This is a genomic window from Actinophytocola xinjiangensis (genome assembly GCF_001921215.1).
Classification (GTDB): Bacteria; Actinomycetota; Actinomycetes; order Mycobacteriales; family Pseudonocardiaceae; genus Actinophytocola; species Actinophytocola xinjiangensis.
Window position 1 is genome coordinate 112,576 of sequence record NZ_MSIF01000008.1, and the last position, 24,418, is coordinate 136,993.

The 24,418-nt window shown below is 74.2% G+C and carries 15 protein-coding genes and 1 riboswitch; of the genes, 11 read left to right on the forward strand and 4 right to left on the reverse strand.

Annotated features, from left to right (window positions below):
* Positions 1-70 precede the first annotated feature (70 nt).
* Positions 71-1,294 carry an MFS transporter gene (locus tag BLA60_RS18110; RefSeq protein WP_245812040.1) on the forward strand — a complete coding sequence of 408 codons (1,224 nt, stop codon included), beginning with the start codon at positions 71-73 and terminating at the stop codon, positions 1,292-1,294.
* A gap of 44 nt (positions 1,295-1,338) precedes the next feature.
* Here BLA60_RS18110 and BLA60_RS18115 read toward each other — a convergent pair whose 3' ends face one another.
* Positions 1,339-2,373 carry a prenyltransferase/squalene oxidase repeat-containing protein gene (locus BLA60_RS18115; RefSeq protein ID WP_075134096.1) on the reverse strand — a complete coding sequence of 345 codons (1,035 nt, stop codon included), beginning with the start codon at positions 2,371-2,373 and terminating at the stop codon, positions 1,339-1,341.
* A gap of 88 nt (positions 2,374-2,461) precedes the next feature.
* Positions 2,462-2,577, reverse strand: a riboswitch (cobalamin riboswitch).
* 98 nt (positions 2,578-2,675) lie between these two features.
* On the opposite strand from BLA60_RS18115, the gene BLA60_RS18120 reads away from it, so the two are divergent.
* Both BLA60_RS18120 and BLA60_RS18125 read left to right on the forward strand, forming a co-directional pair.
* A complete protein-coding gene (locus BLA60_RS18120; RefSeq protein ID WP_075134097.1) occupies positions 2,676-3,425 on the forward strand; it encodes an enoyl-CoA hydratase/isomerase family protein in 750 nt (249 codons plus the stop codon).
* A gap of 47 nt (positions 3,426-3,472) precedes the next feature.
* Entirely contained in the window at positions 3,473-4,090 is a 618-nt protein-coding gene (locus BLA60_RS18125) for a superoxide dismutase (protein WP_075134098.1), read from the forward strand.
* 113 nt (positions 4,091-4,203) lie between these two features.
* On the opposite strand, the gene pstS is transcribed toward BLA60_RS18125, so the two are convergent.
* The 3 genes from pstS to BLA60_RS18140 form a co-directional block, all read right to left on the reverse strand.
* On the reverse strand, positions 4,204-5,280 hold the full coding sequence (pstS, locus tag BLA60_RS18130; RefSeq protein WP_075134099.1) for a phosphate ABC transporter substrate-binding protein PstS: 1,077 nt from the start codon (positions 5,278-5,280) through the stop codon (positions 4,204-4,206).
* An 18-nt stretch (positions 5,281-5,298) separates the two neighbouring features.
* Positions 5,299-6,654: a hypothetical protein gene (locus tag BLA60_RS18135; RefSeq protein ID WP_075134100.1), complete on the reverse strand. Its 1,356-nt coding sequence runs from the start codon at positions 6,652-6,654 to the stop codon at positions 5,299-5,301.
* An 81-nt stretch (positions 6,655-6,735) separates the two neighbouring features.
* Positions 6,736-7,788, reverse strand: a complete 1,053-nt coding sequence (locus BLA60_RS18140) for a hypothetical protein (protein ID WP_075134101.1) — start codon at positions 7,786-7,788, stop codon at positions 6,736-6,738.
* Between the two features lie 218 nt (positions 7,789-8,006).
* On the opposite strand from BLA60_RS18140, the gene BLA60_RS18145 reads away from it, so the two are divergent.
* The 8 genes from BLA60_RS18145 (at position 8,007) to BLA60_RS18180 (ending at position 24,391) form a co-directional block, all read left to right on the forward strand.
* Positions 8,007-9,077 (forward strand): 3-deoxy-7-phosphoheptulonate synthase, encoded by a 1,071-nt coding sequence (locus BLA60_RS18145; RefSeq protein ID WP_154814448.1) that lies wholly within the window; start codon positions 8,007-8,009, stop codon positions 9,075-9,077.
* A 74-nt stretch (positions 9,078-9,151) separates the two neighbouring features.
* Positions 9,152-9,523: a YccF domain-containing protein gene (locus BLA60_RS18150; RefSeq protein WP_075134103.1), complete on the forward strand. Its 372-nt coding sequence runs from the start codon at positions 9,152-9,154 to the stop codon at positions 9,521-9,523.
* Positions 9,524-10,245: 722 nt separating this feature from the next.
* Positions 10,246-16,905 carry a type I polyketide synthase gene (locus tag BLA60_RS18155; RefSeq protein WP_075134238.1) on the forward strand — a complete coding sequence of 2,220 codons (6,660 nt, stop codon included), beginning with the start codon at positions 10,246-10,248 and terminating at the stop codon, positions 16,903-16,905.
* Positions 16,902-21,254 (forward strand): beta-ketoacyl synthase N-terminal-like domain-containing protein, encoded by a 4,353-nt coding sequence (locus BLA60_RS18160; RefSeq protein ID WP_281257457.1) that lies wholly within the window; start codon positions 16,902-16,904, stop codon positions 21,252-21,254. Before BLA60_RS18155 ends, BLA60_RS18160 begins: the two co-directional genes overlap by 4 nt.
* The gene (locus tag BLA60_RS18165) at positions 21,251-21,553 is read left to right on the forward strand and encodes an acyl carrier protein (RefSeq protein WP_075134104.1); all 303 of its coding nucleotides are present in this window, start codon (positions 21,251-21,253) and stop codon (positions 21,551-21,553) included. The genes BLA60_RS18160 and BLA60_RS18165 overlap by 4 nt, the downstream gene beginning before the upstream one ends.
* Complete coding sequence (locus BLA60_RS18170; protein WP_075134105.1) at positions 21,550-22,362, forward strand: alpha/beta fold hydrolase; 813 nt, start codon at positions 21,550-21,552, stop codon at positions 22,360-22,362. Before BLA60_RS18165 ends, BLA60_RS18170 begins: the two co-directional genes overlap by 4 nt.
* A complete protein-coding gene (locus tag BLA60_RS18175; protein WP_075134106.1) occupies positions 22,359-23,585 on the forward strand; it encodes a glycosyltransferase in 1,227 nt (408 codons plus the stop codon). Before BLA60_RS18170 ends, BLA60_RS18175 begins: the two co-directional genes overlap by 4 nt.
* Positions 23,582-24,391: an SGNH/GDSL hydrolase family protein gene (locus BLA60_RS18180; RefSeq protein WP_075134107.1), complete on the forward strand. Its 810-nt coding sequence runs from the start codon at positions 23,582-23,584 to the stop codon at positions 24,389-24,391. The genes BLA60_RS18175 and BLA60_RS18180 overlap by 4 nt, the downstream gene beginning before the upstream one ends.
* The last annotated feature ends 27 nt before the right edge of the window (positions 24,392-24,418 follow it).

A 24,418-nucleotide genomic window follows, 5' to 3' on the forward strand; every position in this document is an offset into this window, starting at 1 on the left:
GATCCTTCCCGGGGGACGACGTACGACCGCAATACTACAAATGAAAACCATTATCGTCTAGAGTGTGGGCGTGACGACCACGGACCACCTCAGGCGATCGGTACTGCGCGAACCGACGTTCGTCCGGCTGTGGCTGGGCACCACCGCCTCCGGCCTCGCGACCTGGGCGTTGCCGTTCGTCCTGGGACTCGCGGTCCTCACCCGCGAACTGGGCGCGGCGGGACTCGGCGTGGTGCTCGCCGCCCGAACGGTCGGGTTCCTGCTGGCGGTGCCGGTCAGCGGAGTGCTCGCCGACCGCCACTCGCGCCGCGGCGTCGTGCTGTGGTCCGGGCTGGCGGCGGCCGTTGGCGCACCCGTGATGGCACTCGGGCTCGACCGGTCGGTGCCGCTCATGGCGGCCGCCGCGGTGGTGGTCGGCGCGGGGCAGGGCGCGTGCCGCCCGGCGTTCCAGGCGCTCGTGGCCGAGACAGTCGAACCGGAGCGCAGGCAGACCGCCAACGCGGCGATGGCGCTGTCGGTCCGGGTCGTCACGCTCAGCGCCCCCGCGCTGACCGCGCTGCTGGCGACGGTGTTCAGCACGGCCGCGCTCCTGGTCGGCACCGGCCTGGTCTGGCTGTTCGCCGCCCTCGCGCCCCCGGCCGGCCGGCACGTCGCCGAGGCCACGCCCACCCACCGGGTCTCGTTCGTCCACGAGTTCACCGAGGGCGTGTGGGAGGCCCGGCGACACCCGTGGTTCCTCGCCGGGCTCGGCGCGCTGACCGCGGTGATCGCCACCGGCTACTCGGCCACCGGCGTCGTGCTGCCCCTGGTCAGCCGGGACGCCTTCGGCACCGAGGCGGTACTCGCCGCGGCGCTGACCGCGTACACGGTCGGCGGCCTGCTCGGCGCCCTGGTGGTCGCCCGCTGGCGCCCCTCGGCACCGGGCTGGGCCGCGCTCGTCGCGCTGGCCTGCTACGGGTTCGCACCGCTGGCGCTGCTGTTCCCCGTGCACTGGGCACTGGTCGTGGCCGCGTACCTCGTCGCCGGGCTCGGCATCGAACTGTTCAACGTGCCGTGGTTCACGGCCACCCAGCGGGAGGTCGCGCCGGACAAGCTCGCCCGGGTGTCCTCATTGGACTTCCTGCTGTCGTACGGGCTCGCGCCGGTGGGACTCGCGCTCATCGCACCCGCCATCAACGCCTTCGGGGTCACCGCCGTGCTCGGCGTGTGCGCGGCCGTGTGCTTCGCGGTCCCGACCGCCGTGATGTTCGCGCCGACGACTCGGGACTTCGGCCGGGCGCGCTCACGTCCGTGACGTCGTGCCTGGGGCGCCACCGCCCCGGGCGCGACGCCACGGTGCTACGGGCAGACCAGTTCGGGCGCCTGCGGAACCGAACCGGACGACGTGAGCATCGCCAGGCCCGGGCCGCCGAGTCCGAGGACGGCCTGGGCGGTCGCGCGCACGCTCGTCGCCGGGTCGTGGCCGGTCCCGTCGTAGGCGATCGCGCCCCGCAGGGACGCGTCGGCGTCGCAGCCGGCCTGGAGGCCCAGGACGAAGGTCCTCGCCTGGTGGGCGGCCCACGACCGGCCACCGGCCAGGAAGGCCTGGCCGGCCAGGCCGGTGGTGTTCGCGTTGGGCGCGACGGTCGACGATCCGTCCCCGTAGGACAGTCCGCCGTTGGTCTGTTGCCTGCCCGCCAACCAGGTCAGGCCCTGTTGGGCCGTGGCGTGCCGGCCGGTCGCGAGCAGCGCCTGGACGACCATCGCCGTGGCGTCGGTGTCGCTCGCGCACACGGAGGCACCGAAGGTGAGCGGGAAACCACCGTCGGGGCACTGCGTGTCGACGGCGAACGCCACCGACGATGCCGGTGCTCCGCCGGCCGTGCGGCTCAGGGTGATGATCGCCAGCGACTGGGAGAACGCGTTGCTGTAGTCACCGAACTCCGAGCGGTCGGCGAACCGGCCGGACGGGGCGAGCAGCCCGCGCAGCCGCGCCGGCAGGTCCACACCGCCGACGTTCGCCGGGTCCAGCCCACGCACCTGCGCGGCCAGCGACGCCTTGGCCGTGGCACCGGCGTAGGCCTCGGTGACCCCGTCGCCGACGTACCCGGTCAGGTTCGCCGGCCGCGCCAGCCAGGCGATCGCCGCCGCCCCGTGGCTGTCCGCCGCCTTCGCCGACGCGAACGCGAGAACGCCGTCGATGGTCAACCCCGCGTCCGGGTAGCCGACCCCACCGAAGTCGACCTCGAAGTGATCGCCGTCGACCATCTGCCGGGCGAGCCACCCGGCCGCGGCATCGGCCTTCCGTGCCGCCCCCGGCCCGGCGGCGCCAGCCGTTCCTGGGCTGACGAGCACGACACACGCGACGACCACCGCGGCAATGCGAAATCTCATGTGAAGCCTTTCCGGAACACAGGCCCGGAAAGGCGGGCACACCTCGACCCGGCCTCGGCTCCGGCCCCGCGAACCACGACGAGGTAGGGAGAAAACTCCGTCCACGGCGGGCATCAGGGCTCACGACCTCGTTGGGCCGCACACCTTTGCGGGTCAGCGCCGGTCTCTCACCGGACTTCCCCCGCCGGGGACGTCTTCAGTTGAAAACGACCAATTCTGCGCAGCCGTCAGGCCTGCCGTCAATCGACTGAACAGTCGATCGCCGGTACCGTGCCCTTCCACCCGGGAACAGGAGACACGGCGTGACGGTCGACCACGAAACGCTGGACAACGGCACCGCCCTCATCCACCTCAACCGCCCCGAGCGGCTCAACGCGGTCACCGCCGGACTCACCGAGCACCTGCTGTCCGCGCTGCACCGCGCCCATGACGCCGCCGCCCCGGTGATCGTGCTCGCCGGCAGGGGCCGGTCCTTCTGCGCCGGCCACGACCTCAAGGAAACCCTTCCGGCCGAGTCCGAACTCGACACCCGCCGCCGCGTGCAACGGCTTCAGGACCTCACCCGCGCGCTGCGGGACTTCCCCGGTATCGCGATCGCCGCGGTCCACGGGCACGCGCTCGGTGCCGGCGTCGAACTCGCGCTCGCCTGTGACCTCGTCGTCGCCGATCAGGATGCCCGGCTCGGGTTTCCGGAGGTGGGGGTCGGGCTGTCGGTCACCGGCGGTGTTTCCGCGCTGCTGCCCAGGATCGTCGGGCCGCACCGCGCGAAGGAACTCCTCGTACTCGGTGAGCCGCTCACCGCCGGCCGCGCCGCCGAGCTCGGGCTGGTCAACACCGTCACGCCACCGGGCCGGCACCTGGACACGGCGCTCGAACTCGCCGCGCGGATCGCCGCCCGGCCTCCGGTCGCGACCAGCATCGCCAAGCGGGCGGTCGACCTGGGGTTGGCCGCCACGCTCGACCAGGCCCTGGCCACCGAGGTCGACCACGCCGTGCTCACCGGGCGCAGCGGCGAGAACGACGGCGCCCGCGAACGCTTCACCCCACGATGATCGCCTCGAACTTGCTGTTGCACATTACTTGCAATTAGAGTCACCGCATGACCCGGTACGTTCTGCCCGACATGCCCTACGACTACGGCGCGCTGGAACCCGCCATCACCGGCGAGATCCTGGAACTGCACCACAGCAAGCACCACGCCGCGTACGTCAAGGGCGCCAACGACACCCTGGAACGGCTCGCCGAGACCCGTGCGGCCGACGACTTCTCCGGGCTGGTCGGGCTGGAGAAGACCTTCGCGTTCAACCTGTCCGGCCACGTGCTGCACACGATCTTCTGGGAGAACCTCTCCCCCGACGGCGGCGACCGCCCCGACGGCGAACTCGCCGCCGCCATCGCCGAGCACTTCGGCTCCTTCGAGGCCTTCGGCAAGCAGCTCTCCACCGCCACCGCGACCGTCCAGGGCTCCGGGTGGGGTGTGCTCGCCTGGGAACCACTGTCCCAGCGGCTGGTCGTCGAACAGATCTACGACCACCACGGCAACGTCGGCCTGAACACCACCCCGCTGCTGGTCTTCGACGCGTGGGAGCACGCCTACTACCTGCAGTACCGCAACGTCCGGCCGGACTACGTCCAGAAACTGTGGTCGCTGGTCAACTGGGCCGACGTGACCCGCCGCTTCGAGGCGGCCAGGGCCGCCCACCGACAGGCAGGTTGACGCTCCGACAAAGCCCAACCTGCCCCGAGGGGGAAGGTGCCACCCGTGGCACCTTCCCCTCACCTGGCGGCGGACGAGACGGGTGAGGGCACAGCGCCCGAGGCCACGGGGCGTCAGGCCAGCGCGTCGACGGCGGCCACCACCCGCGTCCGGATCCGCTCCGGCAGCGGGCTGTAGCCGAGCCTGGACGCGGCCCGCTGGCCGTCCTCCCCCGCCGCGTACCGCAGGAACGCCTTCACCAGATCGAGCGACTCCGATCGGGTACCCCGCTCACACACCACCTCGTAGGTCACCAGCACGATCGGATACACCCCCGCTGCCTCGCTGGTGTAGGCGATCCGCAGCCGCAGGTCGTTGCCCGTGCCCGCGACGTCGGCGTCGGCCACGGCCAGCGCGCCCGCCTCGGCGCTCAGCTCGACGAACTCACCGGCCTGGTTGCCGATCCGCGCGGTCCGCAGATTGAGTGCCTGGGCGTAGGACCCCTCCAGGTAGCCGATCGAGCCGTTCGTCTCGGCGACGGCCGCCGCCACCCCGCCGTTGCCCTTCTCCGCCGTGCCACCGGGCGCCGGCCAGGCCGTCCCGCTCCCGAACGGCCAGTCCCCCGCCGCGGTCGCCGTGAGGTACCGGGTGAAGCTGTCGGTGGTGCCCGAACCGTCAGCGCGGTGGATCGTGCGGATCGCCGTCGGGGGCAGCGCCGCGTCCGGGTTGTCCCCGGCGATCGCCGGGTCGTTCCACCGGGTCACCCGGCCGGAGAAGATCCCGGCGATCGTCGGCGGCGAGAGCCGCAGGTCCTCGACCCCCGCGACGGTGTAGGCCAGCGCGATCGGGCCGACGACCATCGGCAGGTGGATCGCGGGGCCGGTGGCGCAGCGGGCGTCGGCCGCCGGCTGGTCGGCCGCCGCCAGTTCCGCGTCCGAGCCGGCGAAGTCACTGGTGCCGGCGATGAACGCCCGCAGCCCGGCGCCCGACCCGCTGCTGCGGTACTCGACCGTCGCGTCGGGGCAGGCGGCCTGGAACGTCGTGATCCACGTGTTGATCGCGTTGGCCTGCGCGGTGGAACCCTCCGCGGTGACCGACCCGCTCGCGCACCGGACAGGCGAGTCGGCCCCGCCCCCGACCGGCGCCGGAGCCGCGCCGCACCCGGCGAGCACCGCCGCCGAGAGCACCGCCGGCAACACGCGCAACCTCACCTGTGGTCTCCCGTCCCGTCAGCGGTACTCGGACAGGCGTGGCCACACGCCGAGGGGAACGAGTACCAGCACGATGCCCATCAGCACGACCGGCACGACCGTCCAGCCCGCCAGCAGTCCCCGCACGTTCACGAACGCCGCGTCCGAGGACTGTCTGCGGTCCTCGGCGATCCGGCTGATGGCGGTGTCGTAGTAGTGGAAGTCGAAGGCGGCGTCACCCCGGCTGATGCCGGTGAGCGCGTCGATCGCCTCGACGGGCCGCCCGGAGTCGGCCAGATCCAGGACGCGTTCGTGGGTGCTGACGTAGCCCTCCCACCGGCTGGCCACCTGCTCGGCGTCGGCCGGCGCCACGCCAGGGCCCCCGGCCAGGGTCGCCAGCCCGCCGGCGAGCTGGTCGCCGTCCGGTCCGCACGCGCCACCGCCCAGCAGACAGTCCGACTTGCGGGTGAAGTCCTGGCGGTAGGACGGCAGCCGCTCGCTGAGCAGGTAGCGGCTGGTGTCGGCCGCCGCGTCGTAGCTGATCGCCTGCGCCTTCGACAGGGCGAGGTACGGGCCGAGGCTGTCGCGTTGGACCGCGGTGAGCCGGCTCGTCCCGACGGCGAACACGGCGGCGGCCGAGGCGACCAGCCCGATCGTGAGGACCGCGCTGGCGAGCAGGGCCGGGTTGAGCCGCCGGCGGAACAGCCGTGTGAGCCAGACCTGCGTCACGATCAGGAACACCGCGAGGACACCGCCGAGCACGCTGACCGCGACGATCCCCCACACCCCGGTCGTTCGCTGGGCGGCGTAGGCGCGTTCGAGGTTGGCCTGACTGGCGTCACGCAGCCGTTGCGCGCCGGGCAACAGGTCGTGGTGCACGACGTTGGTCGCCTGTGAGTAGTAGCCCAGCGCCGTCGGCGGGGGCGCGTGCGCCGGCCCGTCGGAGGTCTGCCAGACGATCGTCATCGCCTGCCACGTCCACTGCCGGTACACGGCCAGGTCGTTGAGCAGCCCGGTGACGACCTCGCGGTCCCGCGCGGTGGCGCCCTCGGTGGTCAGCAGGCGCTCCAGGTCGGCGTCGATCTGCCGGCTGCGTCGGCCGTAGGTGGTGAGCGCGTCGATCCGGTTGCCCGCCTGCGTTTCGGCGTTGCCGATGAGGATCAGCCGGGCCACCTGCGCGTCCAGGTCACTGAGCGCGAAGTACAGGTCCGACGCGATGGCCGCGCGCGGCGCCGCCGACTCGCCGATGGTGCGCACCTGGTCCTGCACCCGGGCCATCAACAGGCTGGTGAGGGCGGCAACCGCGGCCGCAGCGACCAGGCCGACCGCCAGGGACAGGCGTAACCGCGTCGGCGTGGACGACCACCTGCCCGGTTCCTCGGCGACGGTGCTCACGCCGCACAGGCTAGGGACCCTGGGAGAACAACAGATGACGCGACGACCAACGAAAAGTGATCATGAACCGGCGGCGGGCCGTCAGGTGTCGTCGGGGTCGAGGAAGTGGTGCAGCAGGCCGGGGTCGGGGGCGCCGATCGCCTTGGTCCACCGGTGTCCGTCCCACCCGAACACGACGTTGACCGGATCGAACCGGTCGTCGGTCGTGAAGGCACCGGGATGGCGGGTGTGCAGCAGGTCGCCCCACCACTTGGGAACCCCGGCGAGCAGGTCGGTCTCGTCGTCGCCGCCGAACATGGCCATCCCCGCGGCGAAGAAGGTCTCGGTGTCCTCGACGTCGCACCCGACCAGCAGCGCGCGATCCGCGTCGAGGCGGTGCAGCTGGAACCAGTCACCGCCGCCCGTGACGTAGCGCCCGTGGTGTTCGTCGAGCATGTCCGCGCCGGCGAGTCGGGCGGCCAGTTCGTCGGGCGGCGGCAGGTGCACCACCGGACGCCCGTCGGCCAGCGGCAGCGCAGCGCCGACCGGCGCCAGCAGGTAGCCACGGACGACCGTGGCGGCCGGCGGCACCAGGCGCGGGGGCAGGCTGAGCCCGAACAGCCACCGCCGCGCCTGCGTCAGGTACTCCAACCTCGGGAACTCCGCGTCGGCCGGCCCGTCCAGGAACGGCGACTCGAACTCCAGCGGCTCACCCCGGGCGGATCCCAGCACGGCGCCGCGTGTGGCGCCGACGGCGACCTCGACGAACCGCCGCGTCCCGGCGACCTGGTCGACGTGGCGCAGCGTCGCCAGCATGTCCACCACCAGTTCGACCCGCACCGGCCGGTCCTCCCCGACCCGCCGGTCCCTCCGCTGGTTCTCCGCGTTGGACGGCACCATGCACATCACCGTGTCGCCGAACTCCCCGACCCACACCTCCGGCGACGCCAGATGCGACTTCTCGAACAGCGGACACGCGCACGTGTGGTCGTAGACCCGCCCGGGGAACAGCCGCTCGGCGATCGCCCAGCCGGACCGGGTCCGCGCCGCCGACGCCGCCGCCGCGTCAGCGGGGTCGTCGGGGCGGGGCCGTGGATAGACCTCGCGCATCGCCTCGGTCGCGCGGCGTGATCCGAAACTGTGGTAGGCCACCATGACCGAGGATCATGCCCGAGCCGCTGTCCGGCATGGGCTATTCTGGTCCACATGACGATCACGTATCGATGGTTTGAGTGGCCGGCCGCGAGCCGGCGACACGCCATCTGACGCTGTCGTCATTCTCCCGAGCCGGCATTTCGATCCGAAACCGCCGGCCGGGCCCAGGAAACCGGCTCTCCCCATGCTCGTGCCGGCAGAAACCTGGAGTTCCCGTGATCCTCACCGCGTCGGCGGCGACCCTCGACAACCAGCGCATCGACCACCTGGTGCCGCTGGTCACCCCCGCTCTGCTGCACCACGAACTACCGCTGTCCGAACCAGCCGCCGACACCGTTCGACGAGGTCGTGAGGCGGTCGCGCGGGTGCTCGACGGCACCGACGACCGCCTCATCGTCATCGTCGGCCCGTGTTCGATCCACGACCCCGACGCCGCCCTCGACTACGCCGGCCGGCTCGCCGACACCGCTCAGGAACTCGCCGACGACCTGCTGGTCGTCATGCGCGTGTACTTCGAGAAACCCCGCACCACGGCCGGCTGGAAAGGCCTGATCAACGACCCTCACCTGAACGACACCGGCGACGTCAACCACGGCCTGCGCACCGCCAGGAAACTCCTGATCGCCCTCGCCGAACGCCGCCTTCCCACCGCGGTCGAATGGCTGGACACCACCATTCCCGCCTACCTCGCCGACACTGTTTCCTGGGGTGCGATCGGCGCCCGAACCGTGGAATCCCAGACCCACCGCATGCTCGCCAGCGGCCTGTCCATGCCCGTCGGCTTCAAGAACCGCCGCGACGGCAACGTCACCGTCGCCGTCGAGGCCGTCCGCGCGGCGGCGGCCCGGCACGTCGTGCCCGGCGTGGACCCCGGCGGCCTGCCCGCCATCCTGCACACCACCGGAAACCCCGACTGCCACGTCGTTCTGCGCGGCGGCGACACCGCCCCCAACCACGACGCCCGGTCGGTCGGCACGACGCTGGACCTGCTCACCGGCGCCGGCCTGCGTCCCCGCGTCGTCATCGACGCCAGCCACGACAACAGCCGCAAGGACCACGTCCGGCAGGCCGTCGTCGCCGGGGAGATCGCCGAGCAGGTCGCCACCGGCGCGCACGGTGTCGCCGGCGTGATGCTCGAATCCAACCTGGTCGCCGGCCGCCAGGACCTCCACCCCGGCACGCCGCTGGTCTACGGCCAGTCCATCACCGACGCCTGCCTGAGCTGGGACACCACCGCCGACGTCCTGCACACCCTGGCCGCCGCGACCGCTCGCCGTCGGACATCCTGAGATCGTCCCGACGTGGCCGTGCGTAACCGCACGGCCACGTCGGGCCGTTTCCGGCCTTCTGGGACAATAGGGACGTGAAGACGATCCTCAACATCATCTGGCTGGTACTCAGCGGTTTCTGGATGGCGGTGGGCTACGCCATCGCGGGGATCATCTGCTGTGTCCTGGTGATCACGATCCCGTTCGGCGTCGCGTCGTTCCGGATGGCGAACTACGCGTTCTGGCCGTTCGGCCGCACGCTGGTGAACCGTTCCGACGCCGGGGTGGCGTCGTTCCTCGGCAACGTCATCTGGATCATCGTCGCCGGGTGGTGGCTGGCGATCGGGCACCTGGTCACCGGTCTGCTGCTGTGCATCACCATCATCGGGATCCCGCTGGGCGTCGCGAACTTCAAGCTGATCCCGGTGTCGCTCGTGCCGCTGGGCAAGGAGATCGTGCCTTCCTAGCAGCGTCACCGGCGGGGCAGGTAGGCGGCTACCTCGGCGATCGCGTCAAGGGAGTCGTCGTCGGTACAGAACTCCGTCACGTCCGCCCCTCTGGACCCAAGCGGGCACGTAAGTTGGCAACGGAGACGACGGCCAATGTCGTGATTCGCGGACGATCACCCGATCGTGTCTGACCGACGCGTGCCGTGTGCGCGCTTCCCTGGACCACCCAGTACGTCGACGGCACCGAACCGGTCACCGTGGTCAGCCAGTCGCATCCCGGGTATCGCGTGTGACCCGGAATTCCTCGGAATTCGCTATCGAGAATTTCTGATCCATGTGCCGTCGCGCGGACACCATTCCCCGAATCAGTACTTTGTGGACGGTGCGCGGAGCGTCCCGAACCAGATTACCAGTATTGCCAGTGTTCCTGACTTCGTCTGACGACCGGACGAATGCGCGTGCGACGGTTGGGCCAATCAACACGGCGGGTATTATGTGATCTCCCTCACAAGATTTGCTGACGGGATCGCCTTTTTGGTGTCGTTCTGACGGCGTGCGTGTTGTGGACAGATGACAAACCGGAAAACGCCCTGCTCGGCGCGCCACGAAGATTCACCGACAAAGGCGGACGCGCGGAATCCCCCGGATGGCGGCGACCCGATCGAATGGTTGACCGTGCCGCCTCGCGGTCAGTTGAGTACTGACCGTCATATTCGCCATCGTGTCTGTCGGGAGTGTTGATGCGGCACCCGAACAACGGCCTCACTTCCGCACGCGGGCTTGTCATCGTGGTCAACCCAGTGCACCACCCCTCCCCCCGGCTCACCGCGGCCGCCGGCGCCGCCGGTGCGCTCGGGGTCCTCGAACTGCCCACCGCCGACGCCCGGCGCGCGGCCGAACTCGCCGAACGCACCGCCGCCTGGTCACCGCACCCGTTCGGGGTGCGGCTACGGCCCGGGGTCGACGTCGACCCCCAACGCCTGCCGGACGCGGTCCGCGTCGTGCTGCTCGCCGACCCCGGCCGCGACCCCGCCGAGTTCCCCGGACGCACCGTCCTGGTGGAGGCCGGGTCGGTCACCACCGCCCGGGACGCCGTCGCCCGGGGCGCCCGCGGTGTGCTCGCCCGGGGCTCCGAGTGCGGCGGCGCGGCCGGTGAGCTGAGCACGTTCGTCCTGCTCCAACACCTGCTCGACGACCTGGGAACCACCGTGCCGGTGTGGGCGTGGGGCGGCATCGGGCCGGACACCGGCGCCGCGGCGATCGTCGGCGGGGCCGCCGGGGTCGTCCTGGACACCCAGTTCGCGCTCTACGACGACGCCGGACTGCCGACCGCCACCACCGCCGCCCTCGACGGACTCGACGGGTCGGAAACCGTGCTGTGGCAGGGAATCCGCGTACTGCGGCGCCGGGGCCCGCGCGCCGGCGACCCGCCGGCCGACCTCGCCGGGCGGCTCGGGCCCGACCCGCGCACCCAGTACCTGCCCGTCGGCCAGGACGTCGGGCTGGCCACGTCCTTCGCCCGGCGCTGGCCGGGGGTCGGCGCCGCCGTGCGCGGCCTGCGGGCGGCGCTGGCCGCCGCCGTGGCCGACGACGTGCCGGCGGACGCGCTCAGTCCCGGGTCGCCGGCCGCCGCCGCGATCGGCGCCCCGCTGCCGGTGGCGCAGGGGCCGATGACCCGGGTCAGTGACCAGCCCGAGTTCGCCGCCGCCGTCGCCGGGGCGGGTGGGCTGCCGTTCCTGGCGCTGGCCCTGTCCACCGCCGACCAGACCCGCACCATGCTGACCCGCACCCGCGACGCGCTCGGCGACGCGCCGTGGGGTGTGGGCATCCTCGGCTTCGCCGACGAGTCGGTCCGGGGCGCGCAGCTGGACGTGGTGCGCGAGCTGCGGCCGACCCACGCGATCATCGCGGGCGGGCGGCCCTCGCAGGCCGCCGCGCTGGAGGCCGAGGGCATCGCCACCTACCTGCACGTGCCGTCGCCCGGGCTGCTGGGCCAGTTCCTCGCCGCCGGCGCCCGCCGGTTCGTCTTCGAGGGCGCCGAGTGCGGCGGGCACGTCGGCCCGCGCACCAGCTTCCCGTTGTGGCAGAGCCAGATCGACGTGCTGCTCGACCACCTCGACAGGGGCGGGACACCGCCGACGGTGCTGTTCGCCGGCGGCGCCCACGACGAGCGTTCCGTCGCGATGATCGCCGCCCTCGCGGCACCGCTGACCAGGGCGGGGGTCGCGGTCGGCGTGCTCATGGGCACCGCGTACCTGTTCACCGAGGAGGCCGTCGCGGCCGGGGCGATCCAGCCGCTGTTCCAGCGGCAGGTGGTCGCCGCGACGCGGACCGACCTGCTGGAGACCGCGCCGGGGCACGCCACCCGCTGCGTGCACAGCGGGTTCACCGCCGACTTCGCCCGCACCCGCGCCGAGCTGCTGGCCGAGGGGGTGCCGGACCGCGAGCGCTGGGAACGGCTCGAACGGCTCAACATCGGCCGCCTTCGCCTGGCCAGCAAGGGGATCGAGCGGGTCGGCGACGAGCTGCGCGCGGTCGGGGCCGACCGGCAGGCCGCCGAGGGCATGTTCATGGCCGGCGAGGTCGCGGTGCTGCGCGACCGGGTGACGACGGTCGCCGCGCTGCACGAGTCGGTCACCGTCGGCGCGGCGGCGTGGTTGCGCCGAAGCGGGGCTCGGCTGCGCGACGAGCCGGCCGCCGAGCCGGCGCCCGCGCCGCTGCGGGTCGCGATCGTCGGCATGGCGGCGATGTTCCCCGACGCGCCGGACCTCGCGACGTACTGGGCGAACGTGGTGTCCGGCAAGGATTCCGTGACCGAGGTGCCGGTGTCGCGCTGGGACCCGGAGATCTACCACGGCGGCGACGACAGTCACGGCGACGCTGGCGGTGACCGCACCCCGTCACGCTGGGGCGGGTTCCTGCCCCGGATCCCGTTCGACCCGCTGCGCCACGGCATCCCACCCGCCTCGCTCGCGCACATCGAGCCGGTGCAGCTGCTGGCGCTGGAGGCGGCGCACCGGGCGCTGACCGACGCCGGGTACGCGGGGCCGGAGACCTCGCACAAGCGGACGTCGGTGGTGTTCGGCGCCGAGTCGGGCAGCGACCTGTCGAACGCGACGACGCTGCGCACCGTCCTGCCCAGCTACCTCGGCGAGCTCCCGCCCGGGTTCGCCGAGCAGCTGCCGGAGCTGACCGAGGACTCGTTCCCCGGCATGCTCGCCAACGTCATCGCCGGCCGCATCGCGAACCGGCTGGACCTGGGCGGCGCGAACTACACGGTCGACGCCGCGTGCGCGTCCTCGCTGACCGCGGTGGACGTGGCGTGCAAGGAACTGGTCGCCGGCACCAGCGACCTGGTCCTGTGCGGCGGCGCGGACCTGCACAACGGCATCAACGACTATCTGCTGTTCTCCTCGGTGCACGCGCTCTCGCCCACCGGCCGGTCGGCGACGTTCGACGAGGCGGCCGACGGGATCGCCCTCGGCGAGGGCGTGGCGTGTGTGGTGCTCAAGCGGCTGGCCGACGCCGAACGCGACGGCGACCGGATCTACGCGGTGATCGACGGCGTCGGCAGTGCGAGCGACGGCCGGGCGCTCGGCCTGACCGCGCCGCGCGCCGAGGGCCAACGCGCCGCGCTGACCCGCGCGTACCGCAACGCGGGCGTCTCCCCCGGCCAGGTCGGGCTGGTCGAGGCGCACGGCACCGGGACGGTGGTCGGCGACCGCACCGAGCTGACCGCGTTGACCGAGGTGTTCACCGAGGCGGGCGCGGCGCCGGGGGCGTGCGCGCTCGGCTCGGTCAAGTCGCAGATCGGGCACACGAAGTGCGCGGCCGGGCTCGCCGGGCTGATCAAGGCGGCCCTCGCGGTGCACCACGGGGTGCGGCCACCGACGCTGCACCTCGACGCGCCGAACGCCGCGTGGGGGCCGGCGAGCCCGTTCGTGTTCCACACCGAGGCCCGCCCGTGGGCGGCGCGCGAGCGGATCGCCGGGGTGAGCGCGTTCGGCTTCGGTGGCACCAACTTCCACGTCGTGCTGCGCGCCCACGAGCAGGCGCCGGCGGCGCACGCGCTGGACGCGTGGCCGGTCGAGCTGTTCACCTTCCGTGGCCACGACGACGACACGGCCCGGCGGGCCGCGCGGACGCTGCTGGACGTGGTCGACCCGGACGGTCCGGCCCGGTTGCGTGACCACGCGGCGAGCACGGCCCGGCACAGCGACCTGGCCGCCGAGCGGGGCGAGCCGGTGCGGATCGCGGTGGTGGCGCGGGATCTCGCCGAGCTGTGCGCGCTGCTGGCGCGGGCCGCCTCCGGCGAGCACGACCCGGCGGCGGGACTGTTCGCCGACCCGGCCGAGGCCGGGGAGGCGGGCGGGGTCGCGTTCCTGTTCCCCGGGCAGGGCAGCCAGCGGCCGGGGATGCTGGCCGAGCTGTTCGTGGCGTTCCCGGAGACCCACCGGCACCTGGTGGCCGGCGCCCGGTGGGCCGGCGCGCTGTATCCGCCGGCGGCGTTCGACGACGACGCGACGGCCGGGCAGCGGGCGGCGATCACCGACACCACGGTCGCGCAGCCCGCGCTGGGCATGGTGGAGCTGGCCGCCGCCGACGTGCTCGCGACGCTGGGACTGCGGCCGGACGCGGTGGCCGGGCACAGCTACGGCGAGCTGGTCGCGCTGAGTGTCGCCGGGGCGCTGGACCCGGCCGAGCTGCTGGCGGCGAGCGCGGCCCGCGCGACGGCGATCCTCGCGCAGGTCCGGGACGGTGACCCGGGGGCGATGGCGGCGGTCACCGCGCCCGCGGCGGCCGTCGAGGAGGTGCTGGCGGGGCTCGGCGGTGGGGTGGTCGCCGCGAACCACAACTCGCCGGCGCAGACGGTCGTGTCCGGGCCGACGGGCGAGGTCGCGGCGGCGGTCGACGCGCTGGCGGCGGCGGGGCTGTCGGCCAGGACGCTGCCGGTCGCGTGCGCGTTCCACAGCCCGCTGGTCGCCGGGGCCGGCGCGGAGTTCGCGGCGACGCTCGCCGGCCTGGACGTGCGTGCCCCGGCGCTGCCGGTGTGGGCCAACCGGACGGCGGCGCCGTACCCGGCGGACGCGGCGGCGGTGCGCGCGGGGCTCGCCGACCAGATCGGCGCGGCCGTGCGGTTCGCCGACCAGGTCACGGCGATGTACGAGTCGGGGGTCCGCACGTTCGTCGAGGTGGGGCCGGGCCGGGTGTTGAGCGGGCTGGTCGAGGCCTGCCTCACCGACCGTCCACATCGGACGTTCGGGTTGGCGGAACGGGGACGCACCGGGCTGGCGGGGCTGCTGGCGGCGGTGGCGCGGCTGGCGGTCGCCGGGGCTGACCTGCGCACGGGTCCGCTGTTCCGGGGTCGCGACGTGCGTGACCCGAGCGCCGCGACCGCCCCCGGCTGGACCGTCGACGGTCATCTCGTGCGCCGCGCGGACGGCTCGGTCGTTCCCGGCGCGTTGCGTCCCGCCCACCGAGTCCCGGAGCTGACCATGACCGAGCCCACCGCCGCGCCCTCGACGGCCGACGCCCTGATCGCCGACTACCTGCGCACCAGCCGCGACCTGATCGCCGCCCAGCGCGACGTGCTGCTCAACTACCTCGGCGCCGTCCCGGCCGTGCCCGCCGTCGCACTGCCCGCACCGGTGCCCCAACCGCTGACCCAACCGGTGCCCGAACCGCTGCCGGAACCGGTGGCCGCGCCCGAACCGGTAGCGGTGTCGGTGCTGGACACGGTGCTCGGGGTGATCGCGGAACGGACCGGCTACCCGGTGGACATGATCGATCCCGGGCTGGACCTCGAGGCCGACCTGAGCATCGACTCGATCAAACGGACCGAGATCGCGGGCGAGCTGGCCACCCGGCTGGGACTGCCGACGACCGACCTGGACTCCTTCGGCCAGGCCCGCACGGCGGCCGCGATCGCCGAGCTGATCGGCGAGCCCACCGGGACCGAGCACACCCAAACTGAGCACACTCGGACCGAGCAGGCGCCGGAGCCCGGGGTCGTCGCGCCGGAGCGGCTCGAACTGGTCACCGAGGAGCTGACCGGCGGCGGCGACACCGTGCCGGCCGGCACCGACGTGCTGGTGCTGGGCGACGGACCGGCCGGCGAGGTCGCCGGGCGCCTGCGGACGGCCGGCGCCCGCAGCGCGACGGCCGGCGGCGACCCGACGGCCACGACCTACGACACCGCCGTGTACCTCGTCGGCGCCGAACCGCCGCTGCCCGAGGCGTTCCCGCTGCTGCGTGACGTGCTGGCCCGCGCCCCGCGCCGGCTGCTCGCCGTGCAGCCCCGGGGCGCGGCGACCGGCCTGCGCGGGTTCTTCCGCTCGGTCGCCCGGGAGTACCCCGACCTGACCGCCACCCTCGTGGAGACCGACGGCGACCCGGCCGCCGCCGTGATCGCCGAGCTGGGCTCCCCGGCCGGCGAGCCGGTGGTGCTCGTCGACGACGGCGCCCGGCACGCACTGCGGCTGCGGCCCGTCGGGCTGGGCGCGGTCGCCGCCAGCGGCGCGGGGCCGGCCGGCGACGGCACCGCCGAGGCCGAGGCCGCCGGGCTCGACCGCGACTCGGTGGTACTGCTCGTCGGCGGCGCCCGGGGCATCACCGCGCGGTTCGCCCGCACGCTGGCCGCCGCGTCCCGGTGCCGGATCGAGCTGCTGGGCCGCACCCCGGTGCCCACCGGGGACACCGCGCCCAGGGGCGACCGGGCCGCACTGCGCGCCGGGTTCGTCGCCGCCGGCATGACCTCGCCGCCGGAGATCGAGCGGGCGGTCGCCGCCGCGTTCGCCGAGCAGGAGGTGGCGGCCACGGTCGCCGCGCTGCGCGAGCTGGGCAGCCCGGTGCGCTACCACTGTGTCGACGTCCGCGACGCGGAAGCCCTGCGCGCCACCGTGAAACGGGTGCACGCCGAGCACGGCCGGCTCGACGGCGTTGTCTACGCGGCCGGCGTCATCGAGGACCGGCTGGTGGCCGACAAGTCGGTCGAGTCGTTCCGGCGGGTGTTCGGCACGAAGGTCGACGGCGCGGCCACGCTGCTCGACACGATCGGCGCGCTGCCCGACGGCGGGCCGCGCTTCGCCGTGCTGTTCGGCAGCATCGCCGCCGCGCTCGGCAACCGGGGCCAGTGCGACTACGCGGCGGCCAACGACGCGTTGGAGGCGCTCGGGCGCGGCTGGTCGGGCGCCGACCGGCGCGGCCTGACCGTCCACTGGGGACCGTGGGCGGCGACGGAAACGGGCGGTGGCATGGTGTCCCCGGAGCTGATGCGTTCCTACCTCGCACGAGGGGTCAAGCTCATCGACCCCGAGGATGGCCCGCTCGCCCTGCTGCGGGAGCTGGCCTGGGGCGCGCCGGACACGCACGCTGTCGTGTACACGGCGTCCGGCTGGTGAGGGCCGTGGAGCCGGTGGCGATCGTCGGGATGTCGGTGCTGTTTCCCGGCGCCCCGGACCTCGACACGTACTGGCGCAACATCGTCGGCGGTGTCGACGCGATCGGCGAGGTACCGGCCGGGCGGTGGGACGCCGAGTTCTACGCGCCGGACGCCCCGCCGCGCGCCGACCGGGTGTACTGCCGGCGCGGCGGTTTCGTGGACACCGACGTCGAGCTGGACGTGACCGGTCTGGGCGTCATGCCGGGTTCGGTGCCCGGCGCCGAGCCCGACCAGCTGATCGCGTTGCACGTCGCGGCCAGGGCCGTCGAGGACGCCGGTGGCGCGCTGCCCGCCGACCGGCAGCGCGCCGGGATCGTGCTCGGCCGGGGCGGCTACCTGACCCCCGGGCTGGTGCGGCTCGACCAGCGGGTGCGCACCGCGAACCAGGTCGTGCGCACGCTGCGGGAACTGGTGCCCGGCCTCGGCGAGGAGCAGCTCACGCGGGTGCGGGAGGCGTTCGCCGGGCCGGCCGGGGCGGCGAACCCGGAGTCGGCGATCGGGCTGGTGCCCAACCTGGCCGCCTCGCGGGTGGCGAACCGGCTGGACCTGCGCGGGCCGGCGTACACGGTGGACGCGGCGTGCGCGTCGTCGCTGGTGGCGGTGGACCACGCGGTGCGCGAGCTGGCGTCGGGCCGGTGCGACCTGATGCTCGCCGGCGGAGTGCACCACTGCCACGACATCACGCTGTGGAGCGTGTTCAGCCAGCTGGGGGCGCTGTCGCGCAGTGAGCGGATCCGGCCGCTGCACCGCGACGCCGACGGCGTGCTCATCGGCGAGGGCACCGGGGTGGTCGTGCTCAAACGGCTGGCCGACGCCGAACGCGCCGGCGACCGGGTGTACGCGGTGGTCGCGGGCACCGGGGTCGCCAGCGACGGCCGCACGGCGAGCCTGGTGCGGCCGGACCCGGGCGGCCAGGTGCGGGCCGTGCGCCAGGCGTGGGACGCCGCCGGCCTCGACCCGGCGGCGCCGGACGCGATCGGGCTGCTGGAGGCGCACGGCACCGCGACCCCGGCCGGTGACGGCGCCGAGCTGACGACGATCGCGGAGGTGTTCGGCCCGGCGACCGGTGACCGGGCGGCGATCGGATCGGTGAAGTCGATGATCGGCCACACCATGCCGGCGGCCGGGGTCGCCGGGCTGGTGAAGGCGGCGCTGGCGATCCACCACCGCGTGCTGCCGCCGACGCTGCACTGCGAGGACCCGAACCCCGCGCTGGCCGCCACCCGGTTCGCGCCGCTGGACACCGCCCGCCCGTGGCGGGCGCCGGCGGGCGGGCCGCGCCGCGCCGGGGTGAACGCGTTCGGCTTCGGCGGGGTGAACGCCCACGTGGTGCTGGCCGAACACGCCCGCCGGCCCGCCGGGGTCAGCGAGCCCGAGCGGGTGCTGCGCCTGGCCGCGCCCGACCGCGACACCCTCGCCGAGGCGCTCGCCGTCCCGGACGCCGAGGTGCTCGCCGCCGGGCTCGACGAGAGGGCGGCGGCCACCGGACCGGTGCGGCTCGGTGTCGTCGACCCGACGGCGCGGCGGCTCGCGCTGGCCCGCAAGGTCGTCGCGGGCGGCACGCCGTGGCGCGGACGCAGCGACCTGTGGTTCAGCCCCCGGCCGCTGCTCGGGCCGGGCGGCGGGCGGACCGCGTTCGTGTTCCCGGGACTGGAGGCGGAGTTCGAGCCGAACGTCGCCGGGCTCGCCGCCCGGTTCGGCCTGCCCTGGCGCACCGGCGGCGGCGACGGTGACGGTGGTGACGGCGGCGACAACGACGGCGACAACGGCGTTGTCGGCCACGTCGGCCGGCACGGCACCGCCGTGTTCCAGCTCGGCCGCATCCTCGACACCGCGCTGCGGCGGCTGTCGGTCGTGCCGGACGCGCTCGCCGGGCACAGCGTCGGCGAGTGGACGGCGATGGCCTGCGGCGGCATCCACACCACCGACGAGGTCGACGCGTTCCTGTCCGGGTTCGACCCGGACGCGCTGCGGGTGCCGGGCGTGGTGTTCGCCGCGCTCGGCACGTCCGCCGCGACGGTGCTGGCCGAGCTGGACGGGCGCCCGGACATCGTGCTGTCGCACGACAACGCGCCCAACCAGTCGATGGTCTGCGGGCCGGAGCAGGCCGTCGCCGACCTGGTCGCGCGGCTGCGCGGGCGGGGCGTGCTGGGGCAGATCATGCCGTTCCGGTCGGGGTTCCACACGCCGATGCTGGCGCCCTACCTTGACCCGATCCGCCACGCGGCCGAGCGTCTCACGCTGCACCCGCCGACCACGCCGGTCTGGTCGGCGACCACCGCCTCGCCCTACCCGGCGCCGGCCGACGCCGTGCGCGCGCTGTTCGTGCGGCACCTGCTCGAACCGGTGCGGTTCCGCCAGCTCGTCGAGGCCCTGTACGCGGCCGGTGTCCGCGCGTTCCTCCAGCTCGGCGCCGGACAGCTGGGCTCGCTGGTGGGCGACACGCTGGCCGGGCGCGAGCACCTCGTGGTCGCCGCCCACTCCGGTGCGCGGGACTGCCTGGCGCAGCTGCGCCGGGTGGTCACCGCGTTGTGGGCCGACGGCGCGGAACCCGACGTCGGGCCGCTGCTGGGCACCCGCCCGGCCCCGGCCGCCCGACGTCCCGGAGTGCGGCTGGACCTGGGCGGCGCGCTGGTGTCGCTGTCCGAGCCCGACCGCGCCGCGCTCACCGTCGCCACCAGCACCCCGACCGCGCTGCACGAGCTGGGCGCCCGGTCACCGGTGGCCGCCGAGCTGTCCGCGCTGCTGCGCGAGACCGAGGCAGCCGCCACGACGCTGCTGACCGCCCGCGCCGCGCCGCCGCGCGTGCTGCGCGTCGACGTGACGACCATGCCCTACCTGCTGGACCACTGCTTCTACCGGCAGCGCCCGGACTGGCCCGACGACGTCGACCGGTGGCCGATCGTGCCGGCCACCACCGTGATCACCCACCTGATGGACCTGGCCGCCACGCCGGGCGCGACCCCGGTGGCCGTGCACGACGCGCGGCTGACGAAATGGGTCGAGGCGCTGCCCGCCGTGGACCTCCCGGTGCGCACCGAGCCGGCCGGACCCGGCCGGGTCGGGGTCGCGCTCGGCGACAGCGCCCGGGCCGTGGTGGAGCTGGCCGCGCGGTACCCCGACCCGCCGGCGCCGTGGCGGTTCGACCCGGCGACCGAACGCCCGCCCGAGCTGACCGCCGCCCAGCTCTACGACGAGCGCTGGATGTTCCACGGCCCCCGGTTCCAGGGCGTGCGGGAGCTGACCGCCATCGGCGAGCGGCACATCCGGGCCGTGCTCGCCGCGCTGCCCACCCCCGGCGCGCTGCTCGACAACGTCGGCCAGGTCCTCGGCTACTGGATCATGGCCACGCACACCGAGCGCACCACGGTGTTCCCGGTGGGGATCGCGCGGCTGCGGCAGTTCGGCCGCCAACCCGGCCCGGCCGCGACGCTGGAGTGCCTCGTGCGGATCACCGAGGTCACCGACGGCACGCTCACCGCCGACATGCAGCTGGTGCACGAGGGCCGGGTGTGGGCGGAGATCACCGGCTGGGTGGACCGGCGCTTCGACACCGACCCGGGCATCCGCAAGGTCGACCGCTACCCCGGCACGCACACGTTGTCCTCGGCGGAGCCGGGCGGCTGGTCGCTGGTGCACGAACGCTGGCCCGACCTCGCCACCCGCGAACTGATCATGCGCAACGTCCTGGGCGCCGCCGAACGCGCGGTCTACGCGGCGCTGCCACCGCCGCGCCGCCGCCGCTGGCTGCTCGGCCGGATCGCGGCCAAGGACGCCGTGCGCGCGTTGCTGTGGTCGGAGACCGCCGGCGACATCTACCCGGCCGAGATCGCCGTCGACAACGACCCGACGGGGCGCCCGGTGGTGCGCGGCGTGCACGGCCGCGAGGTCGGCGAGCTGACCGTGTCGCTGGCCCACCACGGCGTGTTCGGTGTCGCGATCGCCCGGCGCGGGCCGTGCGGCATCGACATCGAGGAGGTCGCCGACCGGCCGCGCTCGGCCGTCGAGGCGGCGTGCTCGGCGGCGGAGCTGACGGTGTTCGACGAGGTGGTCGAGCGCACCGGGGACACCACGGCCGCGTTGTGGTTCACCCGGTTCTGGACCGCCAAGGAGGCGGTCGCCAAGGCACGGGGAACCGGGCTCGGTGGCCGGCCGCGGGACTTCCGGGTCGTGGCCGCCGACCCCGACACCGTGCTGGTCCTGGCCGGCGGGGACACCCACCTGGTGCGCCTCGCGCACGTGCCGAGCCCACCCGGCCAGCCGCCCCGCGACCACGTGGTCGCCTGGACGACAGGAGACAACCGATGAACACCCGCACCGACCCCGACACCGTGCTCGCCGACCTCGCCGGCATGCTCGGCAAGGTCGTCGCCGAGTACGGCCTGGTGGACGCCGAGATCACCCGCGAGACCACCTTCCACGACGACCTGGAGCTGGAGAGCATCGACCTGGTCGTGCTGTCCGGTTCGCTACGTGACCACTACGGCGAGCGGGTCAACTTCGCCGAGTTCGTCGCCGGTCTGGAGCTGGACGAGATCATCGCCCTGACCGTCGGGCGGCTCGTGGACCACGTCGTCGCCTCGCTGGACGCGGGAGCGCCGGCATGACCGAACGCGTGGCGGCCGGCGGGATCACCACCCACGTCGCGCGGCTGGACGCCACCCGGGCGCCGGACACCGGTGAGCCGCCGCTGGTGGTGTTCGTGCACGGGCTGCTCACCGACAGCCTCGCCAGCTACTACTTCACCCTCGGCCCGGCGTTCGCCGCCCAGGGCATCGACACCCTCATGTACGACCTGCGCGGACACGGCCGCAGCGACCGGCCGGCCAGCGGCTACCGGCTGGAGGACTTCGTCGGTGACCTGGTCGCGCTGCTCACCGAGCTGGGTGAGACCCGCCCGGCGCACGTGGTCGGCAACTCCTTCGGCGGCACCGTCGCCGTGGCGCTCGCCGCCTGGCACCCGGAGCGCGTCGCGACCGTCACCATGATCGAGTCGGAGCCGCCGGTGGCGACCTGGACCCGGCACATGGCCGACGGTCTGGCCGACGCCAGGACCCGGCTCGCGCACGCGGAGGCGTTCGGCTGGATCGCGCGCCACCACGGCGCGCACACCGCGCGGCTGTCCCAGGGCGCCCACCGGATCCTGCGGACGACCACGCTGGCCGACGACGTGCCGGCGAGCCGGGTCATCGACGACGACCTTGGCGCGCTCACCCGCCCGCTGCTCGCGATCTTCGGCGGCGACTCCGGGCTGGCCGAACAGGTGCCGCACCTGCGGGCGCGGGTCGCCGACTGCCGCACGGTCGTGCTGGCGGGGCAGGGACATTCGGTGCTCATCGAGCAGCCGGTGCGGACCAGGGACCTGATCCTCGACTGGGTCCGCGACCACACCCCGGTCGCGGAGCCGGTGCCGTGACCGGGACGCGCCGGTTCCTCGTCGTCGTGCCGCCGCTGGTCGGGCACGTCAACCCGCTCGTCGGCGTCGCCGCCGAGCTGGCCCGGCGCGGCCACGACGTCGCGTGGGCCGGGCACCCCGGGCTGGTCCACCGGCTCGCCGGCGACGACCAGCGCGTCTTCGACTGCGCGGTGCCCGAGGGGCCGGGGCGCACCCCGGACCTGACCGGGCCGGCCGCGTTCCGTTTCCTGTGGGCGGAGTTCCTGCTGCCGCTGGCCGAGGCGATGGCCCCGGGGGTGGCCGCCGCGATCGAGGCGTTCGCCCCCGACGTGGTGGTGTGCGACCAGCACGCGGTCGCCGGGGCGCTGGTCGCCCAGCGGTACGGGGTGGTGCACGTGACGTCGGCGTCGACGTCGGCGGAGATCGTCGACCCGCTCGCCGCGTTCCCGAAGATCGGCCGCTGGCTCACCGACCGGCTCGCCGCGCTGCGGGCCGCCATCGGCGACCCGGCGGCGACGTCCGACCCCCGGTTCTCCCCGCACGGCGTGCTCGCCTTCACCGCCACCGCGCTGGTCGGCGACGTGCCGGCGGGGGTGCGGGTGCTCGGACCGGCCATCGCGCCGCGCCGCACCGCGCCGGACTTCCCGTGGGAGGCACTCGACCAGCGGCGCGCGACCGTACTGGTCTCCCTCGGCACCGCGAACGCCGACGCCGCCACCCGGTTCCTCACCGAGGCCGCCGGGGCGCTCGCGCTGCTCACCGACCGCGTGCAGGGGGTCGTCGTCGACCCGGGGCACGTGTTGGACCGCACACCGCTGCCCGAGGGAACCGTGGTGCGGGAGTACGTACCGCAGCTCGACCTGCTCAGTCAGGTCGACGCGGTCGTCTCGCACGGCGGGCACAACACGGTGTGCGAGGCGCTGTGGCACGGGGTGCCGCTCGTGCTGGCGCCGATCCGTGACGACCAGCCGATCGTCGCGGAGCAGGTCGTCGCGGCGGGCGCGGGGGTCCGGGTGCGGTTCGGGCGGGTCGACGCTGTTCGGCTGGCGGCCGCCGTCGACACCGTGCTCGATCCGGCGACCGGACACCACGCGTGCGCCGCGGCGATCGGCCGGGTCCTGCGCGCCGGCGACGGCGTCCTGACCGCCGCCGACCACCTGACCTCGGTTCCCCTGGCTCCCGGTGTGCCCGACACGCCGGAGAACAACCGAATCCCCTGCTGCGACACGGAGTCCCTGCCATGAGCCGCACCACCCCCGTCCTGACCGCGCTGCTCGCCCTCGCCGCGGTCGCGACGTTCACCGCGCCCGCGTCCGCGTCACTGGCCGGCAAGTACGTCGCCCTCGGCGACTCCTACGCGGTCGCGCCCGGCACCCGCACCTACGACGACCCGAGCGAGAACGACCCGTGCCGGCGCGGCCCGCTGACCTACACCCGGCTGTGGGCGGCGGCGCACCCGGACGTCGCGTTCACCGAGGCGTCCTGCTCGGGCGCCACCACCGCCGACATCGTCTCGGCCCAGGTGCCGCAGCTGACCCCGGACACGACGGTCGTCACCGTGCAGGCCGGCGGCAACGACGTCGGGTTCGTCGAGGTGCTGAAGAACTGCATCCTGACCATCGACGACCAGGACTGCATCGACGGCGTCGAGGCAGCGAAGGCCGCCGCGACCAGCGTGCTGCCGGGCGCGCTCGCCCAGACCTACCAGGCGATCCGCGCGGCCGCCCCGTCCGCGCGGGTGGTGGCCGTCGGCTACCCCCGGCTGTACACGATCGGCGGCGACTGCGGCATCTTCGGCCTGAGCGACCGGGAGCGGACCGCGCTCAACTCGGCGGCCGACACGCTGGCCGACGTGATCTCCGCCCAGGCCGGCGCGGCGGGCTTCACCTACCTGGACGCGCGCCCGGTGTTCGACCCGCACACCCTGTGCTCGGGCAACGACACCTGGGTGACCAGCCTGGAATGGGACAAGATCAACGAGTCCTACCACCCCAACACCGAGGGCCACCGCGACGGCTACCTGCCGGCCCTGAGCGCGATCATCGGCTGAGAAAGCTCGGAACGACGTCAGAACGGC

What these genes read in the sequence shown, in the direction of transcription:
- BLA60_RS18170 (WP_075134105.1), top strand. Translation starts at nt 21,550, where the DNA reads ATGACCGAACGCGTGGCGGCCGGCGGGATCACCACCCACGTCGCGCGG.
- BLA60_RS18140 (WP_075134101.1), bottom strand. Translation starts at nt 7,788, where the DNA reads ATGGTGGCCTACCACAGTTTCGGATCACGCCGCGCGACCGAGGCGATG.
- BLA60_RS18125 (WP_075134098.1), top strand. Translation starts at nt 3,473, where the DNA reads ATGACCCGGTACGTTCTGCCCGACATGCCCTACGACTACGGCGCGCTG.
- BLA60_RS18180 (WP_075134107.1), top strand. Translation starts at nt 23,582, where the DNA reads ATGAGCCGCACCACCCCCGTCCTGACCGCGCTGCTCGCCCTCGCCGCG.
- BLA60_RS18115 (WP_075134096.1), bottom strand. Translation starts at nt 2,373, where the DNA reads ATGAGATTTCGCATTGCCGCGGTGGTCGTCGCGTGTGTCGTGCTCGTC.
- BLA60_RS18165 (WP_075134104.1), top strand. Translation starts at nt 21,251, where the DNA reads ATGAACACCCGCACCGACCCCGACACCGTGCTCGCCGACCTCGCCGGC.
- BLA60_RS18155 (WP_075134238.1), top strand. Translation starts at nt 10,246, where the DNA reads ATGCGGCACCCGAACAACGGCCTCACTTCCGCACGCGGGCTTGTCATC.